Source organism: Dokdonia sp. R86516, assembly GCF_044596715.1.
GTDB lineage: Bacteria > Bacteroidota > Bacteroidia > Flavobacteriales > Flavobacteriaceae > Dokdonia.
The window spans coordinates 919683-939193 of the sequence record NZ_CP138998.1; the positions used below are offsets into that span (position 1 = coordinate 919683).

A 19511-nucleotide genomic window follows, 5' to 3' on the forward strand; every position below is an offset into this window, starting at 1 on the left:
AAAAAAAGCAAGATTAAAAATGATCTCGCATTAGATGACAACAATTAATGAATAACAACATAACATACATAACAACTCCTAAGAATGCGATTCTTCGTGCGTTATCGTTATTCTTATTGCTATTTATTCTTTCACTTCAGGTTCGAGCGCAAGATGATGTACGTGCAAAAATAGATTCTACAAATATTCTTATAGGCCAGCAAATCAATTACACCATTGAGGCGCTTGCAAATGATGGTGAAGCTGTTATTTTTCCAGAAGGGCAGACTTTTAGTCCGCTGGAGGTTATTGAGAGTTACGCAATTGATACAGCAAGTTCTACCTCTGCTAGGATGAAGCTTATAAAGAAATATGGCCTGACACAGTTTGACAGTGGTCGCTATGTAATCCCTAAACAAAAAGTAATTATAGGCACAAGAACGGTTGAGACAGACACCTTTCTTGTTGAAGTAAACAATGTGATTCTTGATACCGTAAATCAAGGATTATATGACATTAAACCTATCATAGAACTACCAAGAGACTACAGCAACTGGTGGAAATATCTGTTATGGATTATACCAGTAGTGGTAGCGATTTCATTATTCTTATGGTGGTTATTACGTCGTAACAAGAAACAAAAAGAAGCAGAGCAATACATTCCTCCTTTTGAGCAGGCGATGGCTACGCTTACAGAGCTAGATAGTAAAAACCTTATTGCCGAAGCTAAATACAAAGAATACTACTCTGTACTCACAGACGCTATACGCCGCTATTATGAAGAAAAGGTGTATGACCGCTCTATGGAAAGCACCACAGACGAGCTTATTGCCCGTCTTGAGATGGAACGTGCTAGTGGTCACATAGATTTCAGCAAGCATACTATCGCTAGTATAAAAGATATTTTTAAACGTGCAGACCTTGTAAAATTTGCGCGTGTGAATCCGCCAGAAGGAAAGGCACAAGCAGATAGACTTGCTGTAGAAGATATTGTAAAACAAACCAGAGAAGCATTACCACCTCCTACTGTTGAGGAATTAATGATGCAGGAGGATTATAGAGAGGCGCTTTCGCGAAAGCGTAAAAGGAAACTTTGGCTTTCTGGAATAGGCGGTATCCTCGCAATTTTACTACTAGCTACAGGAATAGGTATCGCTGTTAAAGGATATAGTGAAGTGAAGGATTTTGTTTTTGGAAACATGACAAGAGAGCTTGCCGAAGGTAACTGGATCACGAGTGAATATGGTATCCCTTCTATGGTAGTAAGTACGCCAAAAGTTCTTACACGTCAAGAAGTTCCATTACCACCAGAGGCTCAAGGAAAGATTGAAGCAACGGCATTTGGATGGCAAACGTTTCCTGCAAATGTGACAATTGGTGTGTACCAATTTAAGTTCCCAAAAGGAGCCGACGTAAAAGTGGAACAACTAATATCTAGCCAGCTTGCTATGTTTGAAGCAAATGGATTCTCTGCAGATATTCTTAAGAGTGAGAAGTTTGCAACACCGAATGGTGCAGAAGGTATCAAAACTTTTGGTAGTGGATCTCAAGTAATTGATCAAGAAAAAGGAACTGTAGATGCTGGAGAGTATGCGTTCATAACATTTCAAGCAGAAAATGTGATTCAGCAACTATTTATTAGTTGGCACGATGAAGATCCCTACGGAAAAGAAATCGCAGAGCGCGTGATGCAAAGTATCGAACTCCAGGCTAAAGAAAAAGAAGAGAACTAATGCTAAGCAATTTTGAATTTACTAATCCTGAGTTTTTCTGGCTGTTTCTAGCACTGCCAGTTGCCATTGCTTGGTACATATGGAAACGCAAGAAGCAAACCCCAGCGGTAAAGCTTTCAAGCATCAAAGGTTTTAAAACTGGAAGCAGCTTACTACCTAAGCTTAGACCGTTATTATTCATATTACGCCTTGCTGCATTAAGCTTAATAATCATCGCACTAGCAAGGCCTCGTAATGTAGAGGTATCTACTAAGACAAAGACTACAAAGGGTATTGATATTGTAATCGCAATAGACGTATCTGCCAGTATGCTTGCAAAAGATTTGCGCCCTAATAGACTAGAAGCTCTTAAAAAAGTAGCGGCCAGCTTTATAAATGGACGCCCTAATGATCGTATAGGTCTTATAGAGTATGCAGGGGAGAGTTTTACAAAAACTCCTATTACCAGTGATAAAAGCATTGTACTTAGCGCCCTTAAAAGCATTGAATACAATAACATTATAGAAGGAGGAACTGCTATAGGTATGGGTCTTGCTACGGGTGTAAACCGCCTTAAAGACAGTAAGGCACTGAGTAAGGTTATTATTTTAATGACAGACGGTGAGAATAATGCAGGGCAAATAGACCCTCGTATTGCTGCAGAACTTGCTCAAGAGTTTGGAATTAAAGTTTATACCATCGGGATGGGAACAAACGGGATGGCATTATCACCGTACGCTCGTAATGCCAATGGAACATTTGTGTATGAGAATATCCAAGTAACTATTGATGAGGAGCTACTAGAAGAAATTGCAGCTACTACAGGTGGGCAATATTTTAGAGCAACTAATAATGAGAAGCTACAAGAAATCTATAATGAGATAGATAAGCTTGAACGTACAGATGTAGAGGAGTTCAAATACACGAACTACGAAGAAAAATATCGCCCGCTGGTTTTACTTGCTGGGTTACTACTACTCATAGAATTACTGTTGAAATATACAGTCTTCAAGAGTTTTGTTTAAATATAAATAGCGCTTCAAGAAAGCAACTATGTATCTATTAGAAGAAAAAATATGGTTTTGGTTACTGCTCGCTATTCCGGCGGTGATACTCTTGTATCTGGGTGTAATTATTTGGCAACGCAGTGCACAGAAGAAATTTGCCAATGCTAAGTTACTTAAGAAACTAAGTCCAAACAGGTCTTACTTTAAGACTGGTCTTAAAGTCTTGGTAGTATGTTTTGCCATATTATTTCTAGTCGTAGGGCTTGTAAATCCTAAAATAGGAACTAAACTAGAAACGGTAAAAAGAGAAGGTGTAGATGTTGTGTTTGCCATAGATGTATCAAAATCTATGCTTGCAGAGGATATCGCTCCTAATCGAATAGAAAAATCAAAACAACTCGTTACTCAGATTATTAATAATCTAGGCAGTGATCGTATAGGTATCATCGCATATGCTGGCAGTGCTTACCCACAGCTACCTATCACGACAGATTATAGCAGTGCAAAACTCTTCTTAAGCCAGATGAACACAGATATGCTATCTAGTCAAGGAACAGCTATAGGTGAAGCCATAGAACTTGCCAAAACCTACTATAACGACGAAGAACAAACCAATAGAGTATTATTTATCATTTCTGACGGTGAAGATCACGTAGGTGAATCTTCTAATATAGCAGAGCAAGCAAACTATGAAGGTATCCGCATATTTACAATAGGTGTGGGTAAACAAGAAGGTGGCCCTATTCCATTAAAACGAAATGGTATCGTACAGTCTTATAAAAAAGATCAAAATGGCGAGACTGTAATTACTCGTCTAGATGACACCACATTAAAAGAGATTGCCTCGGGAGCAAATGGGGAATATATTGATGGGAGCAATACTGCCACGGTAGTAGAAACGGTACAGAATTTGCTCAACGGAATGGATAAGAAAGAGTTTGAGGCAAAGCAATTTGCAGACTTTGAAGATCAGTTTCAATGGTTTTTAGGAGCTGGATTATTACTATTGTTTTTAGACATCTTTTTACTAGACCGTAAGACTAGTTGGCTTAAAAAACTAAACCTATTCAACGATAATTAAACATCCTCACCAATCCACTCCATAACAAGAGTGAAGTAATAGTGAAATGTACAATGAAACAGTTTATAACTAACATATCACACATAACGATGGCTCCTTTACAAGGTGCTAAGGACATACTTTTTATAGTTGCCTTGCTCCTTTCGTTTACCACAACAGCCCAAGACAAGAAAGCTGTAGCCATAAAAAATCCTTACGCAGATCAAGCTCGAGAGCTCATTGTAGAAGGAACAGAAGCTATGGTTAATCAAGAAGGTGGCGTGGTTGATTTTAACGCTTTCGCGAAAGCGGAATCAAATTTAAGAGCAGCAATTTCATTGACACCAGAGAGTGTTCCAGCAAAGTATAATGCGGGTAACAATTACTACAAGAACAAAAGATGGGAAGAAAGCACAGATGCGCTGGTTAAAGCCACTGCAGTTGCTCAAACTAAGAAAGAGAAACATAAAGCGTTTCACAATCTTGGGAATGCTTTATTCCAACAAAAGCAATGGGATGGCGCAGTAGAGGCTTATAAAAATGCGTTGCGTGCAGACCCTACAGATGAAGAAACTCGTTACAATCTCCAACTAGCCAAAAAAGAAAAGGAAAACGACGGTGGCGGCGGTAGTGATAACGACGACAAGGAAGATCAAGACGAGGACAAAAAAGAAGACGAGAAGAAGGAAAACGAAGAAGGCGACGGAGATAAGAAAGAAGGAGAAGATGGTGACAAAGATGAAACCGATGATAAAGGAGAGGAAAAAGAGGATGATGGAGAAAAGAAGGAAGATGACAATGGAAAGCCTGAAGACAAGGATAAAAAGCAAGATGGTGGCGAGGGTGAAGAAGATAAAAAACAACCTCCACCACAGCCTAAACAAGGACAGTTATCACCTCAACAAGTGCAAAGCTTACTAAAAGCTATGCAGGATCAAGAGAAGAAAACCCAAGAAAAGATGAACGCACAGAAGGTAAAAGGTGCTAAAGTCAAAACAGAGAAAGACTGGTAATGAAGATGAAATTAAACATACTAATTCTATTCTTACTCGCAACAATAACAACCGTTGCACAAGATGTACAGTTTAACGCAAAACTGAGTAAAAACAGACTAGGCGTAAACGAACGTTTACGTGTAGATTTTACCATGAATCAAGATGGCGACAACTTTAAGTCACCAGATTTTGATGGTTTTACTGTGGTGGGTGGTCCTAGCCAGACTACAAGCAGGCAGTATATTAATGGGAAAGGTAGTTTTTCAAAAACATTTTCTTATTTCTTAACCCCTACAAGGCAGGGGAATTTAGAAATAGGCCAAGCAGAAATAACTGTAGATGGCCAGGTTTATAAGTCACCTGCAGTACCTGTAGTAGTCACTGCCGCTGTAGAAATACCTAAAGACCCAAATGACCCTACCTACCTAGCCAAAGAAAATGTACATCTGGTAGCCGAAGTTTCAAAAACAAGCCCTTACCTCAATGAAGCCTTTACGGTAGTATATAAACTTTACGTCTCTGAAACTACATCTGTAAACAATTGGCGCGAAATTGAATCACCAAAATTTGCCGATTTCTGGAATCAAAGTGCAGATGAGAAACAGTTTAAAATATACGATGGCACCTACCAAGGGAAACCATATAGATATGTTATCTTAAGACGTACTGTGCTCTACCCTCAAAAAACAGGAAAGCTAGAGATAGAACCCCTTAGCCTCAGCGTGGCCGTGAGTGTGCCTACTAATCGAAGAGATATCTTTGGGAGACCACTCAGTAAAAGTGCAAATATTACAGTAAGTGCTGCAAAGAGAACTGTAAATGTAAAACCACTGCCAGAAGCGGGGAAACCCGAGTATTTTGGTGGAGCCGTAGGAGAATTTGAATTTGCCGTTACTACAGATAAAGACTCACTTGATGCTGGCGAAGCATTACAGATGAGTGTTGAAGTAAAAGGAAAAGGAAACTTAAAACTTTTTGAGCTCCCAGAACCTAAATTACCAAGCTCCCTAGAAGTATACGAACCAGAAAATGGCGACCGAATACGCACTAATCTGGCAGGGATGAGTGGTATGAAAAAAAATACGTACACGGTAGTTCCTCAATTTAAGGGTACCTATCCAATACCACCACTCTCTTTTTCTTATTTTAACCCTAAGACTAAAACATACGAGCGTCTCACATCTGATGATATCGTTGTTACTGTAAGTAATGGACCTTTAGAAAATTCGGCAGCCACAGATAGCAATGCTCCAAGTGGTGAAGAAGCAGTTGCTGCTCAAAATCAGTTTCAATATATTAAGACAAAAGCCAACTTAACTCCTGTTTTAAAGGAACAGTTTTTTAAAAGTAATACGTTCTGGACATTAGTAATTGTTCCTTTTCTTTTGATTCCGCTTGCGATGATTGTTCGTAAAAAGCGAGATGCTTATGCCAGTGATGTCACAGGAAATAGAATTAGAAAAGCAGACAAGCTAGCTCGCAAATTTTTAAGTACAGCAAAGAAAAATCTAGGTAACCAGAAAGAGTTTTATATCGCAATGGAACGGGCACTGCATAACTATCTCAAAGCAAAGCTAAACATTACTACTAGTGAGATGTCTAAAGACCGCATCACAAGACTCCTAGAGGAGAGAAATGTAGAAAAAGCTACTACTATAGAGTTCATAAGCTTATTAGAAAGCTGTGAGTTTGCAAGATACACTCCTACTGGTGATGTAGCCATGCAGCAAGATTATGATAAAGCTGTACGAGTAATAAGCACTTTAGATAAACAACTGTAACATGAGAAACTTAAATAATTATCTCGTAGTGACCGTTTTTATGCTAACGGCCATTTTTACCACTGCACAAACACCAGAACAACTTTTTGAGCAAGGCAATAGTCATTATGCAAATGGGCAGTTTCAAGAAGCGATAGATGCTTACGGAAAGGTACTAGACGCAAATCAAGAAAGCGCTGCTATTTATTATAATCTAGCAAACGCACATTTTAAACTCAACAATGTTGCTCCAAGCATCTATTATTATGAGAAAGCAAAGCAACTAGCTCCTGCAGATCAAGAGATAAAAAATAACGCATCTTTTGCAGAGAAGATGACCATAGACGCTATCACCCCGCTACCAGAAAACACCTTTAAAACCTGGTACAATAGCGTCCTTACACTACTCACAACAGACGGGTGGGCATACACCACGGTGATTTTTGTTATACTCTGTACATTACTATTTTTAGGATACTACTTTACCGCTAGTTCCACTAAGAAGCGCGCATTATTTGTGTCGTCATTAGTTAGTCTCGTGCTTGCTATATGTTCTTTGCTGTTTGCTTATTCCGCTTTCGCGAAAATATCCAAGGATAACCCAGCCATCGTTTTTGCCAAAGAATCCCAAGTAAAAGGAGAGCCTACTTTATCAAGTCAAGAAGCATTTTTATTGCATGAAGGCACTAAAGTAATGGTACTTGAAACTGTAGACAATTGGAGAAAAATACTTCTCGCAGACGGAAGAACTGGTTGGATTCCCACTACAGACATTAGGGAATTGTAAAACAACACCTACTTCTACATCTATTTGCAAAACCCTTCTCAGCAGAGATAGGTTGTATGAAACATGCATAGTAAATTTTACCTAGAGATATAATAGCTGTCTTTTGTCGTTACTTATCTAAAGTAAAAATTCGTTTATCAGAATTTTCCATAGAAACACGCATGTGATTTATAAAAACTATATCTATCTTTTAAGAGGTATTAAATTTATTTATCTTTATCATTAATTAAATTAAACAATGCTTAAGGCTTTTACTCTGTATTCACTAGCGCTCACGCTGTCCTTCTCAATTTTGGGACCAGCATTTCTTGCGCTACTTGATAATGAAGCAGATATTGAAGTCGTACAAGACATTGAAGAAGAGAAAAGCGAGACCAAGAAAGAGCTTGAAGAGTATGAAAAATTCTTAAGCGACCTTGTTTTATACTCGATTGAAGTGGATGAAACTGCAGATCTGTGTAGCTATTCCTACTTCATGAGCACTTATGATCATACCCAAGATATTAATATTCCACCGCCGGACTATAGTTTACTTTAATCCTGGCTCTTTATCAGGTACTTGTAGAGGCGTAATCTTACGTTTCATTTTCGCGTAAGCAAACCCAAATTTTTATTTTAAAACTGCACCTCTACCTTAATAGAAGTGTTCAAATTATTAATTATGTTCAAATATTTAAAAAACGACTTACCCGCTAGTGTCGTTGTATTTTTTGTTGCTTTACCATTATGTCTTGGTATTGCACTTGCCAGTGGCGCTCCACTATTTTCTGGTCTTATCGCCGGTATTATAGGAGGTATTGTAGTAGGAGCCTTGAGTGGCTCTCAAATAGGTGTAAGTGGTCCTGCAGCAGGACTGGCTGCCATTGTACTTACTGCTATTGGCGCTCTAGGAGGTTATGAAAACTTCTTGGTAGCCGTAGTATTAGGAGGTGTGATACAGCTTGTTTTTGGATTCTTAAAAGCAGGAATTATTGGCTATTACTTTCCGTCTTCTGTAATTAAGGGAATGCTTACGGGTATAGGTATTATTATTATTTTCAAGCAAATTCCTCACTTTTTTGGGTATGATGCAGATCCTGAGGGAGACTTTGCTTTCTCGCAAATGGATGGAGAAAACACCTTATCTGAACTAGGAAACATCGCAGGCTCTATAAGTATAGGAGCTACACTTATAGGAGTTATTGCACTCGCTATTCTTATTTTATGGAGCAACGTGCTTTCTAAAAAAGGAAAGTTTTTCCAGCTAGTACAAGGACCTCTTGTTGCCGTAGCCGTTGGGATCATCTATTATGTAAGCACAATGGGAACAGATTATGCTATTAGTGCAGAGCACTTAGTGAGTGTACCTGTACCAGATAGTGTAGACAGCTTTATAGGGCAATTTGCTTTTCCAAACTTTGGCGCAATTACAAACCCAGCTATATGGGTAACAGCATTTACTATAGCACTTGTTGCGAGTCTTGAGACACTTCTATGTGTAGAAGCAACAGATAAACTAGATCCAGAAAAAAGAGTAACACCTACTAACAGAGAGCTTCTTGCTCAAGGTACAGGTAACATTTTATCTGGTATGATAGGAGGACTACCAGTAACACAAGTAATCGTAAGATCATCTGCAAACATACAGTCTGGTGGTAAGACAAAGATGGCAGCTATTATACACGGTTTTTTATTATTAATCTCTGTGATTCTAATCCCTACCTTACTTAACAAAATACCTCTTTCTGTACTTGCGGCTATATTACTTATTGTAGGGTATAAACTTGCAAAACCAGCTACTTTTAAAGCAATGTGGAAAGCAGGATGGAAACAATTTGTGCCATTTATTGTAACCGTAGTAGGTATCTTCTTTATCGATCTATTATGGGGTATAGGACTTGGTCTTGCCGTAGGTATCGTAGTGGTACTTTACAAGAGTTACAAGAACTCGCACTTCTTAAACAAAGAAGATATAAGTAACGGTTCTCAAAAAATGAAAATGACCCTTGCCGAGGAGGTTACTTTCTTTAACAAAGGAGCTATATTAAAGGAACTTGACAACCTTCCACAAAACTCTTACCTTGAACTAGATGTACGTAAAACGAGATTCTTAGATAACGATATTATAGAGATACTAGAAGATTTTGCTCTTAAAGCAAAGAGCCGAAACATCAACATCAAGCTTATCTCAGAACGTGGTATTGTAGAGAACCCACCTAGTTATATTGAATTCTTTAAACTAAGACCTAAAACAGCATAAATTATGAAAGCACACACAAAAATTACACAGGCAAAAATGACGCCTGATACCGCATTAGAATTTTTACAAGAAGGAAATGAACGTTTTTTAAAAAATTTAAAAGCAAATCGTAATTTACTAGAGCAAGTAAATGACACTTCTGACGGACAGTATCCGTTTGCAACTATCTTAAGTTGTATAGATTCTAGAGTATCTGCAGAGTTAGTTTTTGATCAAGGTCTCGGAGATATCTTTAGTATTCGAATTGCAGGAAATTTTATAAACGAAGATATACTAGGGAGTATGGAGTTTGCTTGTAAAGTAGCAGGCACAAAACTTCTCGTCGTTTTAGGACACACAAGTTGTGGTGCTGTAAAAGGTGCTTGTGACCACGTAAGATTAGGAAACCTTACGGCTCTTATTAATAAAATTGAGCCTGCCGTAGCAGCTGTAAAAGAACCTAAAGAGGAAAGTATGAGAACCTCTGCAAACTTAGACTTTGTAGACACAGTTTCTCGTGAAAATGTAAAAATTGCTATTGATAACATCCGATCTAGAAGTGTTGTTTTAAATGAGATGGAAAAAGATGGCGAAATCAAGATTGTAGGCGCTATGTATGATATAACTGACGGTAGAGTTACATTTATGTAGTAAAACCGCTTTCGCGAAAGCGTAACTAATAACAGTATACGCTTCATACAAACTAAAATGTTAAATTAGTAGGGTGGTTCCGTTAAGAAGCCACCCTATTTTTATGCAAAGAATTAACTTTCTATTTTGACACCAACCTAACCATTATGAAAAACTTCTTTAAACACCTTAAAGGCGATGCCTTTGGAGGAATTACAGCAGGTATTGTAGCCTTACCACTAGCACTCGCCTTTGGTGTGTCTTCTGGACTTGGGCCAAGTGCCGGATTATATGGTGCTATTTTTATAGCATTTTTTGCTGCACTTTTTGGAGGAACTCCTACTCAAATCTCTGGACCTACTGCCCCTATGACCGCAGTGAGTATGGTGGTTATCGCGGGTATTATTGCAACTTTTGATGGCGATGTAGATAAGGCACTACCGGCTATACTCACCGTATTTTTACTTGCAGGTCTCTTCCAGATTGTACTGGGAGTAATGGGCATAGGTAAATACATAAAATACATCCCCTACCCTGTTGTATCTGGATTTATGACCGCTATAGGTGTGATGATTCTTATCACGCAACTTTTACCAGCTGTGGGGTATTATCCTAATCAAGATGAAAGTTATGTAGATAGTTTTAAACCACAGGCGCAAGAAATTGTGCTCGATAAGATTTTACAAGACGAAGCAGGTGAAGGTCTTCTGGTTTTAGAAAACTTTGAAGAAACCATACGCAGAGCAAAACTTACAGACGATACCGACATTTACAAGGAGGCCGTAACTCTTGCAAAAGCATCTTCTTCTGGGGTGGTAGGTACTTTTAAAGTAATGGGACGCGCCTTGCAAAACATAAACTGGATAGAGCTTGCGCTAGCGCTTGCCACGATTTTTATTATTTACGGTTTTAAACGCATAACAACCGTTGTACCTAGTACGCTTGTCGCTCTGCTCGTAGTGTCTGGAGTAGCATATGTTGCACCTTTTGAATACCGAGCAATTCAAGAAATCCCAAGTGGGTTTCCCGTACCTAAGCTTTCTATTATAACAGATTTTAAGTTTAGCATCATATCCCCATATATACTCACGGCACTGTCGCTTTCGTTTCTTGGAGCAATAGATTCGCTGCTTACCTCTGTTGTAGCCGATAATATGACGAAGACTAGACATAAGCCTAACAAAGAACTTATAGGCCAAGGTATAGGTAACACTATTGCTTCGTTCTTTGGCGGGATTCCTGGAGCAGGAGCAACCATAAGGACGGTAGTAAATATTAACTCTGGTGGTAAAACCAAGTTATCAGGAATGATTGCTGGTGTATTACTCCTTTTTATACTCCTAGCCCTAGGCCCTATCGCTTCACAAATACCAGCAGCAGTACTTGCAGGTATACTCATTACCGTAGGTATAGGAGTGATGGATTACAAAGGTCTTAAAGCCATCCCTAACCTTCCTAAGGATTTAAAGATGGGTCCTATTAAACTAAGTTCTGAGGTAATTATAATGCTTGTGGTGCTTGTGCTATCTGTAGTGTGGGACCTAGTGGCTGCAGTAGGAATTGGTCTTGTGTTATCGTGTCTTATGTTTATGAAGAAGATGGGTAACTTCACCGCTAGACAGTCTAAAGTTTTTGACCTACGCGCCGCCGAAAAGAATAAAGTATTATGGAGTGATGAACTTATTTTTCCAGATCATCTCAAGGAGGAGGTATTTATAAAGCACCTTCGTGGGCCGTTATTCTTTGGGTATACGAGTGACTTTTCTGCACTTACTAAGCAAATTCCTGCAACAGCATCAGATGTTATCTTGCGTATGGGGCGTGTACCTTATGTAGATCAGTCTGGTGTATATGCGATAGAAGACACGATTCTCCAACTTAACCAAGGCGGAATTAATGTGCATATTGTAGGCCTTAGAAAACAGCCTAAGTATATGCTAGAACGTATTAAAATCATCCCTGAGTTAATACCAGAAACAGAGGTTTATGACACTTTTGAAGAGTGCATCAATTCTCTTAACACGCAGGTAAAAGACAGATATTAAATAGATGATGTGGGGAGTAATTACGCTTTCGCGAAAGCGTAACTATCAATATTGCTAAATACTAGAAGAGTCGTCTGTTTCAGTCGGCTCTTTTTCTTTATCTGGGTTATAGATATCCTCGTCTTTGGCAGTTTTTATAATTGCCGGAAGTAATGCAGGAGCAAGTGGCTGTACGATAGGATATAAAATAGACTCTTCTTTATTATCATCACCTATGAGACTTATCTGGCGGTCTGCTGCATCTATAAACATAAGAACCACACTTAGTAAAAAGGCAAATTTTATAACCGCAAATGCAGCGCCTAGTAGCTTATTTACAATACCTAGCATTGCAAAATTTGCAACTTTAGTAAGCAGTTTTCCTGCGAGCGAGACAACCAAAATAATAATTACAAATGTTATTGCAAATGAGGTAAGCTTTATAATTTGCTCTCCCCACGCCGTTTTCTCAACAAGCCAGTCTGCCACATAATATGAGAAATGTATGGCTCCATAAATACCTGCAATAAGACCTACCAGTGAGGCAAGTTCTACAAAAAAGCCTTTACGTATCCCTTGTACTAAACCTAGAATCAAAATGATCCCAAAAACGATGTCTATTGTGTTCATATGGCTAAGATAAGTTTTTTACAGATTAATGAATTTTGATATTGTGCAAGTAGCTCACCTACGCATTGTATCTTTGTTATCTTACACTTGATGGATATCTTAACTTGTAAGACCCATCATTATTTTCTTAATAAAATAGGATCACAACTGCGGGACTAAACTCCCGATGATGCACATTTATGGCAAGAGACGAGCAACTTAAAGAGAGATATGAAGCGGTAGTACAAAAACTAGCCGACCGCTTTGCAGAGGGAGATACGGGAGCGATGGATCTAGACAGCATTATATACCTCATAGGTATACAAGAGCTAGGGCAACTAGATAAAACCTTTAAGAAGGATGAAAAGATGAACTTGATGCATATAGCCATATGCCGTTTACTAGAACCTTTTGGGTACTACCAGTACGATTATGATGATCCAGATGGATGGCCACATTACAAAGTACTAGAAGCCTTACCACCACTTAAAGCTGGTGAGCAACAAATACTTATGAAGGATGCCATCGTGCAGTACTTTTTAGAAAAAGGACTTATTTCTTAAATCTTACTAATAGCAAACTCAGATTTTGTGGGTGTTTATTTTCGCACGCTCTTTTTAAGGCTACACCCCAATTTTATTCTTAAATTTGCGCTTTCCTTTTAGAGGGTAAAATCATCCATTATGTTAGATAAAATCAAAGAACACATTGAAAAAGTAAAGGCCTTTAATGCCCAAACTTTAGAAGAGGTAGAGGCGTTCAGAATTAAGTATTCTGGGAGAAATGGGCTTGTGAATGATTTTATGGCAGATTTTCGCAATGTGCCTAATGAGATGAAGCGCGAGTATGGACAGGTAATTAACACCCTTAAAGCAAGTGCTCTTGAAAAAGTAAACGAGCTTAAAGAAAAGCTAGAAGGCGCCGAAGAAGAAACAGCTACCGGAGATTTATCACGTCCAGGTGAACCTATTGAAATAGGAGCACGCCACCCTATCTCTATTGTAAAAAATCAAATTATTGATATTTTTTCTCGCATAGGATTCAACGTTTCTGAAGGTCCAGAAATAGAAGATGACTGGCATAACTTTACTGCCTTAAATCTTCCTGAGTATCACCCAGCACGTGATATGCAGGATACCTTCTTTATACAAACAGATCCAGACGTATTATTACGCACGCATACCTCATCTGTACAGGTGAGATATATGGAAAATAACAAACCACCTATACGTACAATCTCTCCAGGTCGTGTATATCGTAACGAGGCTATAAGTGGTCGTTCACACTGTTTCTTTCACCAGGTAGAAGGATTATACATAGATAAAGACGTATCATTTGCAGATCTTAAACAAACACTGCAGTACTTCACTACAGAGATGTTTGGGAAAAGTAAAATACGTTTACGTCCATCATACTTCCCATTTACAGAGCCTAGTGCAGAGGTAGACGTATACTGGGGTCTTGAGACAGAGACAGATTACAAAATGACAAAAGGAACCGGATGGCTTGAGATTATGGGCTGTGGTATGGTAGATCCTAATGTACTTGAAAACTGTGGTATTGACTCAAAAGAGTACAGTGGCTTCGCATTTGGTATGGGTATAGATCGTATTGCACTATTACTACACCAGATCTCAGACATTAGAATGCTTAGTGAGAACGATGCTCGTTTCTTAGAGCAGTTTAAATCTGCTTTTTAAAGTCATACTATCCCCTCGAGCGCAGTCGTGGGAAACATCATTTCTTTATTAAATAGGTCTTTACTGCGCTTGACCAGATTAGAGCTATGCGCAAAGACATTATCATACCAGAAGTAAAAGACGTTTATATCGCTGCTGTGCAAGAAATGCACGAGGAGTTTAAAACACTAGACTGGAATGCATATATCATAAACGATGGCCTAGCACCACTCGAGATGGTACTTCTTACCGTACAAGGCTATAATGATAAGCAAATGACCACGCACACGCGTCACACCATAAAAGTGCTACCAGCAAAGGGGTTTGCAAAGATTGAGTTTATGCAAGAAGACATCTTTAAGCTAGATAACTTCTACTCGGTTACATATTTTCTAGATAACAAGATGTATGAGAAGCGTTTTGAGTTTCCTGCACATACCATAAAAGGAGAAAGCGCCGTAGCGCTTCCTGTAATGGATAAAGATGGTGTACTAGCAGTGTAGCTTATTATTACGCTTTCGCGAAAGCGTACTTAAGAGAAAAATACCTTATTTACTTAAAATAGTAGACTGTTATTACGATAATTCCTGAACCCATTATCAAAATAAACAAGATATAGTAGAGCATATAACTTAATACTAATCGCAAAATGGTTGTTATTGTTTTACTCTCATTAAAAAATTGCACAAATGTCCATCCTGCAAATATTAATGGCATAATGATCAAGGCCCCTTCTAAAGCAAACGCTATATACTCGTTGCTATCAAGAAGAAGAAAGGGTGCACATATAAGGTAAATAATCAACTTTTGCCCCTCTACAAAAAGATTAATAATTAAGTGCTCAAAGTAATTATATCCTTTTCCTAAAAAGGATATATAAGTAGTTAATGCAGTAAATGGTAAAAGTATTATAGTTGCATAGGCATAGTTGTCTTTTACAATTTCTAGAAAAGAAATAATAGCTGGCGCAACATTTTTTTCAACATATAAAGCGTTTTCATTCTTTGAAGCATCTCTCATGGCTTGACTAAATACTGAAATGGCTTGTCCCATCACTGTAGTTTTATCCAGTAACAGAGATGAAAACACGTATATAGTTGCCAGTAACAGTACAAAGGAAATCGGCTTAAAATGGTTTACACGCTTTCCTTCTATATATTCTCTAATGGTATGACCTGGCCGAGTAAAAAGTTGCTTTATGGTATAAAGAAAACCTCTGTCAACTTGGAATAAACTATTAGGTATCTCTTGCAGAACATATGTGCCGTTTATTCTATCAGTACGGGATTTTTGCCCACAATTACTGCAAAAATCTCCTTCTAATATTGTGCCACAGTTCTTACAATTCATACCTTAATTAAGCTTCTCTGTAAGCTTTTTAAATACCTTCTTAGGATCTTTTCCTTTATAGAGAATACAATGCACGGCCTCGATAATTGGGATTTTGGCTTGTTTTTCGCGAGACTCATTAAGTTCTAAAGCACTTTTTGCTGCATAATAGCCTTCGGCTATCATAGACATTTCCATCTGTGCGCTTTTTACCGTGTAGCCCTTCCCTATCATATTACCGAACATTCTGTTACGGCTAAAGACAGAATAACCCGTCACCAATAAATCTCCTAAATAAGCAGAGCCATTAATGTCACGCTTCATCTTATGAGCACGTTTTACGTAACGTTTAATCTCACGTATAGCATTACTCATTAACAACGCTTGAAAGTTATCTCCGTAGCCTAAACCGTGTGCAATACCAGCCGCGATGGCATAAATATTTTTGAGCGTAGCAGCATACTCAATCCCAATAATGTCATCACTAGTGGTACATTTTATATAATCACTAGATAAGTTTTTTGCCACCAGCTTTGCATTTTCTTTATCTGCGCAAGCTATTGTAAGATATGACAAGCGCTCAAGGGCCACCTCCTCTGCGTGACAAGGGCCAGCAATAACGCCTATATTTTCAAAAGGTATATTATATACATTGTGAAAGTGATCACCCACCAGCTTACCACTCTCTGGCATTATACCTTTTATAGCAGAAATAATGAGTTTATTTTCTAAAGAAGCCGTGAGCTTTGCTAGCTCACCGCCTATAAAAGCAGATGGCACTGCAAAGATGACTACATCTGCATAAGCAACAATCTCGTTTATATCATTACTTAACTTAAGCTGTTCTGGCTTAAACTCTACAGAGCTTAGGTAACTTGGGTTATGCTCTTCGCGTTTGATGTGCTCAAGTGCATAGTTACTGCGCATATACCAACCTACAGTTTCTAGGTTTTCACATAGCATTTTTACAATAGCGGTTGCCCAGCTTCCTCCTCCTATAACTCCAAATGTGGGTTTACTCATCATCTGTATTTTATGTCTTAATTATGCTAGTTACTTTTTCATCACGTTGCCTACCTTTTCTGGTAGTACCTCGTAGCCCATATTGTATAATGTGAAGCCAAAGATATCTGCATACTGCTCTATGGTTTTTGCTACTGGCGTACCAGCACCGTGACCAGCGTCTGTCTCAATACGTATAAGCACTGGGGCATCTCCTGCTTGCTTTTCTTGAAGCTCTGCCGCAAATTTAAAAGAGTGAGCAGGTACTACACGATCATCGTGATCTCCCGTAGTAACCATTGTTGCTGGATATGACGTTCCCGCTTTTACATTGTGTACTGGAGAATACCCTTTGAGATATTCAAACATTTCTTTACTATCCTCTGCTGTACCATAATCATATGCCCATCCTGCACCTGCTGTAAAGGTGTGGTAACGTAACATATCCATTACACCTACTGCTGGTAATGCTACTTGCATAAGATCTGGACGTTGTGTCATTGTTGCTCCTACAAGCAAACCTCCGTTAGAACCACCGCGTATTGCTAAGTACTTTTTTGAGGTGTATTTGTTATCAATAAGATACTCTGCAGCTGCAATAAAATCATCAAAGACATTTTGCTTTTGCATCTTAGTTCCTGCATCGTGCCATTTTTTACCATATTCACCACCACCTCTTAAGTTAGGCACTGCATACACTCCACCTTGCTCCATCCACACAGCATTTGCAATGCTAAAGCTAGGAGTAAGACTTACATTAAAACCTCCGTAAGCATATAAAATAGTAGGGTTCTTACCATTGAGCTCAGTTCCCTTTTTATATGTGATAATCATAGGCACCTTCGTACCATCTTTTGAGTTATAAAACACCTGCTTGCTCTCGTAAGCTTCTGGGTCAAAATCTATATCTGGCTTGATAAATAATTCTGAGGTACCAGATGCGATGTCGTATTTATAAATGCTCCCTGGCGTTTTATAGTTTGAAAAACTATAGTACAGTTCTTTTTCATCTTTTTCTGCGCCAAAACCTCCTACGCTTCCTACTCCTGGTAATTCTACATCGCGCACTAGCTTACCGCTATAGTCATACTGTTTTACCTTTGAAACTGCATCTACCATATAACGTGCAAAAAATGATCCTCCGCCAGTACTTGGGCTCAATACATTTTCTGTTTCTGGTATAAAATCTACCCAGTTTTCTGGTGTAGGGTTAGATGCTTCTACCGTTACAACACGCATATTAGGCGCATCAAGATTAGTTGCTATAAAAAGCTTGCTTCCTACGTTTTCCATCACGTAGCTATCAGAATCTTCGTGACCAAGTATGGTTACAAAGTCACTACCTGGTTTAGTAAGATCTTTCATAAATAACTTTCCTCCAGAGGTAGAGCTACGAGCGCTCACAAGCAGATAGCGGTTATCTTTTGTAACACTACCACCTACATATCTATGTTTCTCTGCAGCTGTGCCGCCAAAGATGAGCTTATCTGTAGATTGTGCTGTACCTAATTTATGATAGTATAATTTATGCTGATCTGTTTTTGCCGATAGTTCGCTGCCCTTAGGCTTATCATAACTAGAGTAATAAAAACCTTCATTTTTGTACCAAGACATTCCTGAGAATTTTACATCTACTAGGGTATCTTCTACAATTTCTTTTTTCTCTGTATCCATTACCAGAATCTTGCGCCAGTCACTTCCTCCCTCAGAAATGGCATAAGCAAGAATAGATCCATCCTCAGAGAAGCTAGCTCCTCCTAAGGAAATAGTACCATCTTCTGCAAAGGTGTTTGGATCTAGAAATACCGTAGCTGTACTAGGATCTTCACCTGTTTTGTAGCGATAAATTACATATTGATTTTGGAGTCCGTCGTTTTTATAGAAGTATGTATAATCACCTTCTTTAAAAGGGGAACCTACTTTCTCATAGTTCCATAAAGTAGCGAGTCTATCTTTAAGCTCTGCTCTAAAAGGAATATTCTTGAGGTAGTCTTGCGTAGTGTTGTTTTCACGCTTTACCCAGTCCATTGTTTCCTCACTGCGATCGTCTTCTAGCCAGCGATAAGGGTCTTGCACTTCTGTGCCAAAATAGGTGTCTACCGTATCTACTTTTTTTGTTTCAGTATAAGTTACAGCCATCGATGTTGATTGTTTTTCGGCGTCTTGATTACAGCTTATTATTGCGGTTGTAGCCAGTGCAAATAGAACTAGTTTTTTCATAACGTGTGGGTGTTTGAATGGAGATTCAAGATACGAGTTATTACGCTTTCGCGAAAGCATAAAAAAACCCACTCAAATAAGTGGGTATAAATATGTTATGGTGCGCACGACCTACACTAAATCTTTGTAATAAGACCAGTTGCGATAAATGAAGTAACCATTGAGGATAGCAACTAGTAAAGCTGGCGCAATATTAGGCGGATCAAGCACTGCGTGAAAGAGCACAATATTTACCGAAATAGGTATGAGCGCTAGTAATGCAGCAGGAAATGCTTTTTTAGTAATAAATAGTACTCCAATAATCGCTTCAAGCCCTCCCACAAGTGGCCACATATAACGACTATCTGTAAATGCCTGAAAAAGATTTGCTGCGCCTACGTTATCACCAAATTCAAAATCTGGCATAAACCAGAAAAATTTGTTCAGACCAAAGACAAATAACATAAGTCCTAGGCCTATTCTTATAATTGTGTGTGCTAATTTCATTATGGTTGGTTTTA

General features: G+C 38.6%; 18 protein-coding genes and 1 pseudogene. 13 read left to right on the forward strand and 6 right to left on the reverse strand.

The window, feature by feature from the left end; genetic code table 11:
- The first annotated feature begins 47 nt into the window (after positions 1-47).
- The 10 genes from SJY23_RS04205 to SJY23_RS04250 all read left to right on the forward strand — a co-directional run bounded on the left by SJY23_RS04205 (position 48) and on the right by SJY23_RS04250 (position 12193).
- Complete coding sequence (locus SJY23_RS04205) at positions 48-1712, forward strand: hypothetical protein (RefSeq protein WP_396597567.1); 1665 nt, start codon at positions 48-50, stop codon at positions 1710-1712.
- The gene (locus SJY23_RS04210; protein ID WP_396597568.1) at positions 1712-2716 is read left to right on the forward strand and encodes a VWA domain-containing protein; all 1005 of its coding nucleotides are present in this window, start codon (positions 1712-1714) and stop codon (positions 2714-2716) included. The genes SJY23_RS04205 and SJY23_RS04210 overlap by 1 nt, the downstream gene beginning before the upstream one ends.
- Before the next feature lie 28 nt (positions 2717-2744).
- Positions 2745-3779: a VWA domain-containing protein gene (locus SJY23_RS04215; protein WP_396597569.1), complete on the forward strand. Its 1035-nt coding sequence runs from the start codon at positions 2745-2747 to the stop codon at positions 3777-3779.
- Positions 3780-3832: 53 nt separating this feature from the next.
- On the forward strand, positions 3833-4771 hold the full coding sequence (locus SJY23_RS04220; RefSeq protein WP_396597570.1) for a tetratricopeptide repeat protein: 939 nt from the start codon (positions 3833-3835) through the stop codon (positions 4769-4771).
- Positions 4771-6534, forward strand: a complete 1764-nt coding sequence (locus tag SJY23_RS04225) for a BatD family protein (RefSeq protein WP_396597571.1) — start codon at positions 4771-4773, stop codon at positions 6532-6534. Before SJY23_RS04220 ends, SJY23_RS04225 begins: the two co-directional genes overlap by 1 nt.
- Position 6535: 1 nt before the next feature.
- Entirely contained in the window at positions 6536-7300 is a 765-nt protein-coding gene (locus SJY23_RS04230) for a tetratricopeptide repeat protein (RefSeq protein WP_396597572.1), read from the forward strand.
- Between the two features lie 238 nt (positions 7301-7538).
- Positions 7539-7838: a hypothetical protein gene (locus SJY23_RS04235; RefSeq protein WP_396597573.1), complete on the forward strand. Its 300-nt coding sequence runs from the start codon at positions 7539-7541 to the stop codon at positions 7836-7838.
- Between the two features lie 123 nt (positions 7839-7961).
- A complete protein-coding gene (locus SJY23_RS04240) occupies positions 7962-9539 on the forward strand; it encodes a SulP family inorganic anion transporter (RefSeq protein ID WP_396597574.1) in 1578 nt (525 codons plus the stop codon).
- Positions 9540-9542: 3 nt separating this feature from the next.
- A complete protein-coding gene (locus SJY23_RS04245; RefSeq protein WP_035335307.1) occupies positions 9543-10169 on the forward strand; it encodes a carbonic anhydrase family protein in 627 nt (208 codons plus the stop codon).
- A gap of 146 nt (positions 10170-10315) precedes the next feature.
- Positions 10316-12193 carry a SulP family inorganic anion transporter gene (locus SJY23_RS04250; protein WP_396597575.1) on the forward strand — a complete coding sequence of 626 codons (1878 nt, stop codon included), beginning with the start codon at positions 10316-10318 and terminating at the stop codon, positions 12191-12193.
- Between the two features lie 54 nt (positions 12194-12247).
- Here the strand turns inward: SJY23_RS04250 and SJY23_RS04255 are convergent, their stop codons facing one another.
- Positions 12248-12802: a CvpA family protein gene (locus tag SJY23_RS04255; protein ID WP_396597576.1), complete on the reverse strand. Its 555-nt coding sequence runs from the start codon at positions 12800-12802 to the stop codon at positions 12248-12250.
- 179 nt (positions 12803-12981) lie between these two features.
- Here SJY23_RS04255 and SJY23_RS04260 point away from each other — a divergent pair, with 179 nt between their 5' ends.
- The 3 genes from SJY23_RS04260 to SJY23_RS04270 all read left to right on the forward strand — a co-directional run bounded on the left by SJY23_RS04260 (position 12982) and on the right by SJY23_RS04270 (position 14963).
- On the forward strand, positions 12982-13344 hold the full coding sequence (locus tag SJY23_RS04260; protein ID WP_035335302.1) for a hypothetical protein: 363 nt from the start codon (positions 12982-12984) through the stop codon (positions 13342-13344).
- Between the two features lie 120 nt (positions 13345-13464).
- Positions 13465-14481, forward strand: coding sequence for a phenylalanine--tRNA ligase subunit alpha (pheS, locus tag SJY23_RS04265; protein ID WP_396597577.1), 1017 nt, complete (start codon positions 13465-13467; stop codon positions 14479-14481).
- 86 nt (positions 14482-14567) lie between these two features.
- Positions 14568-14963 (forward strand): hypothetical protein, encoded by a 396-nt coding sequence (locus SJY23_RS04270; protein ID WP_396597578.1) that lies wholly within the window; start codon positions 14568-14570, stop codon positions 14961-14963.
- A gap of 49 nt (positions 14964-15012) precedes the next feature.
- Here the strand turns inward: SJY23_RS04270 and SJY23_RS04275 are convergent, their stop codons facing one another.
- The 5 genes and pseudogenes from SJY23_RS04275 to SJY23_RS04295 all read right to left on the reverse strand — a co-directional run bounded on the left by SJY23_RS04275 (position 15013) and on the right by SJY23_RS04295 (position 19497).
- The gene (locus SJY23_RS04275) at positions 15013-15513 is read right to left on the reverse strand and encodes a hypothetical protein (protein ID WP_396598132.1); all 501 of its coding nucleotides are present in this window, start codon (positions 15511-15513) and stop codon (positions 15013-15015) included.
- A 48-nt stretch (positions 15514-15561) separates the two neighbouring features.
- Positions 15562-15810, reverse strand: a pseudogene (locus SJY23_RS04280) (DUF3667 domain-containing protein); the annotation flags it as partial.
- A 3-nt stretch (positions 15811-15813) separates the two neighbouring features.
- The gene (locus tag SJY23_RS04285) at positions 15814-16812 is read right to left on the reverse strand and encodes an NAD(P)H-dependent glycerol-3-phosphate dehydrogenase (protein WP_152023918.1); all 999 of its coding nucleotides are present in this window, start codon (positions 16810-16812) and stop codon (positions 15814-15816) included.
- Between the two features lie 30 nt (positions 16813-16842).
- Positions 16843-19011, reverse strand: coding sequence for a prolyl oligopeptidase family protein (locus tag SJY23_RS04290; protein WP_396597579.1), 2169 nt, complete (start codon positions 19009-19011; stop codon positions 16843-16845).
- 111 nt (positions 19012-19122) lie between these two features.
- Positions 19123-19497 carry a DoxX family membrane protein gene (locus SJY23_RS04295; RefSeq protein ID WP_396597580.1) on the reverse strand — a complete coding sequence of 125 codons (375 nt, stop codon included), beginning with the start codon at positions 19495-19497 and terminating at the stop codon, positions 19123-19125.
- Positions 19498-19511 lie beyond the last annotated feature (14 nt).

What these genes read in the sequence shown, in the direction of transcription:
- SJY23_RS04205 (WP_396597567.1), top strand. Translation starts at nt 48, where the DNA reads ATGAATAACAACATAACATACATAACAACTCCTAAGAATGCGATTCTT.
- SJY23_RS04210 (WP_396597568.1), top strand. Translation starts at nt 1,712, where the DNA reads ATGCTAAGCAATTTTGAATTTACTAATCCTGAGTTTTTCTGGCTGTTT.
- SJY23_RS04215 (WP_396597569.1), top strand. Translation starts at nt 2,745, where the DNA reads ATGTATCTATTAGAAGAAAAAATATGGTTTTGGTTACTGCTCGCTATT.
- SJY23_RS04220 (WP_396597570.1), top strand. Translation starts at nt 3,833, where the DNA reads ATGAAACAGTTTATAACTAACATATCACACATAACGATGGCTCCTTTA.
- SJY23_RS04225 (WP_396597571.1), top strand. Translation starts at nt 4,771, where the DNA reads ATGAAGATGAAATTAAACATACTAATTCTATTCTTACTCGCAACAATA.
- SJY23_RS04230 (WP_396597572.1), top strand. Translation starts at nt 6,536, where the DNA reads ATGAGAAACTTAAATAATTATCTCGTAGTGACCGTTTTTATGCTAACG.
- SJY23_RS04235 (WP_396597573.1), top strand. Translation starts at nt 7,539, where the DNA reads ATGCTTAAGGCTTTTACTCTGTATTCACTAGCGCTCACGCTGTCCTTC.
- SJY23_RS04240 (WP_396597574.1), top strand. Translation starts at nt 7,962, where the DNA reads ATGTTCAAATATTTAAAAAACGACTTACCCGCTAGTGTCGTTGTATTT.
- SJY23_RS04245 (WP_035335307.1), top strand. Translation starts at nt 9,543, where the DNA reads ATGAAAGCACACACAAAAATTACACAGGCAAAAATGACGCCTGATACC.
- SJY23_RS04250 (WP_396597575.1), top strand. Translation starts at nt 10,316, where the DNA reads ATGAAAAACTTCTTTAAACACCTTAAAGGCGATGCCTTTGGAGGAATT.
- SJY23_RS04255 (WP_396597576.1), bottom strand. Translation starts at nt 12,802, where the DNA reads ATGAACACAATAGACATCGTTTTTGGGATCATTTTGATTCTAGGTTTA.
- SJY23_RS04260 (WP_035335302.1), top strand. Translation starts at nt 12,982, where the DNA reads ATGGCAAGAGACGAGCAACTTAAAGAGAGATATGAAGCGGTAGTACAA.
- pheS (WP_396597577.1), top strand. Translation starts at nt 13,465, where the DNA reads ATGTTAGATAAAATCAAAGAACACATTGAAAAAGTAAAGGCCTTTAAT.
- SJY23_RS04270 (WP_396597578.1), top strand. Translation starts at nt 14,568, where the DNA reads ATGCGCAAAGACATTATCATACCAGAAGTAAAAGACGTTTATATCGCT.
- SJY23_RS04275 (WP_396598132.1), bottom strand. Translation starts at nt 15,513, where the DNA reads ATGGGACAAGCCATTTCAGTATTTAGTCAAGCCATGAGAGATGCTTCA.
- SJY23_RS04285 (WP_152023918.1), bottom strand. Translation starts at nt 16,812, where the DNA reads ATGAGTAAACCCACATTTGGAGTTATAGGAGGAGGAAGCTGGGCAACC.
- SJY23_RS04290 (WP_396597579.1), bottom strand. Translation starts at nt 19,011, where the DNA reads ATGAAAAAACTAGTTCTATTTGCACTGGCTACAACCGCAATAATAAGC.
- SJY23_RS04295 (WP_396597580.1), bottom strand. Translation starts at nt 19,497, where the DNA reads ATGAAATTAGCACACACAATTATAAGAATAGGCCTAGGACTTATGTTA.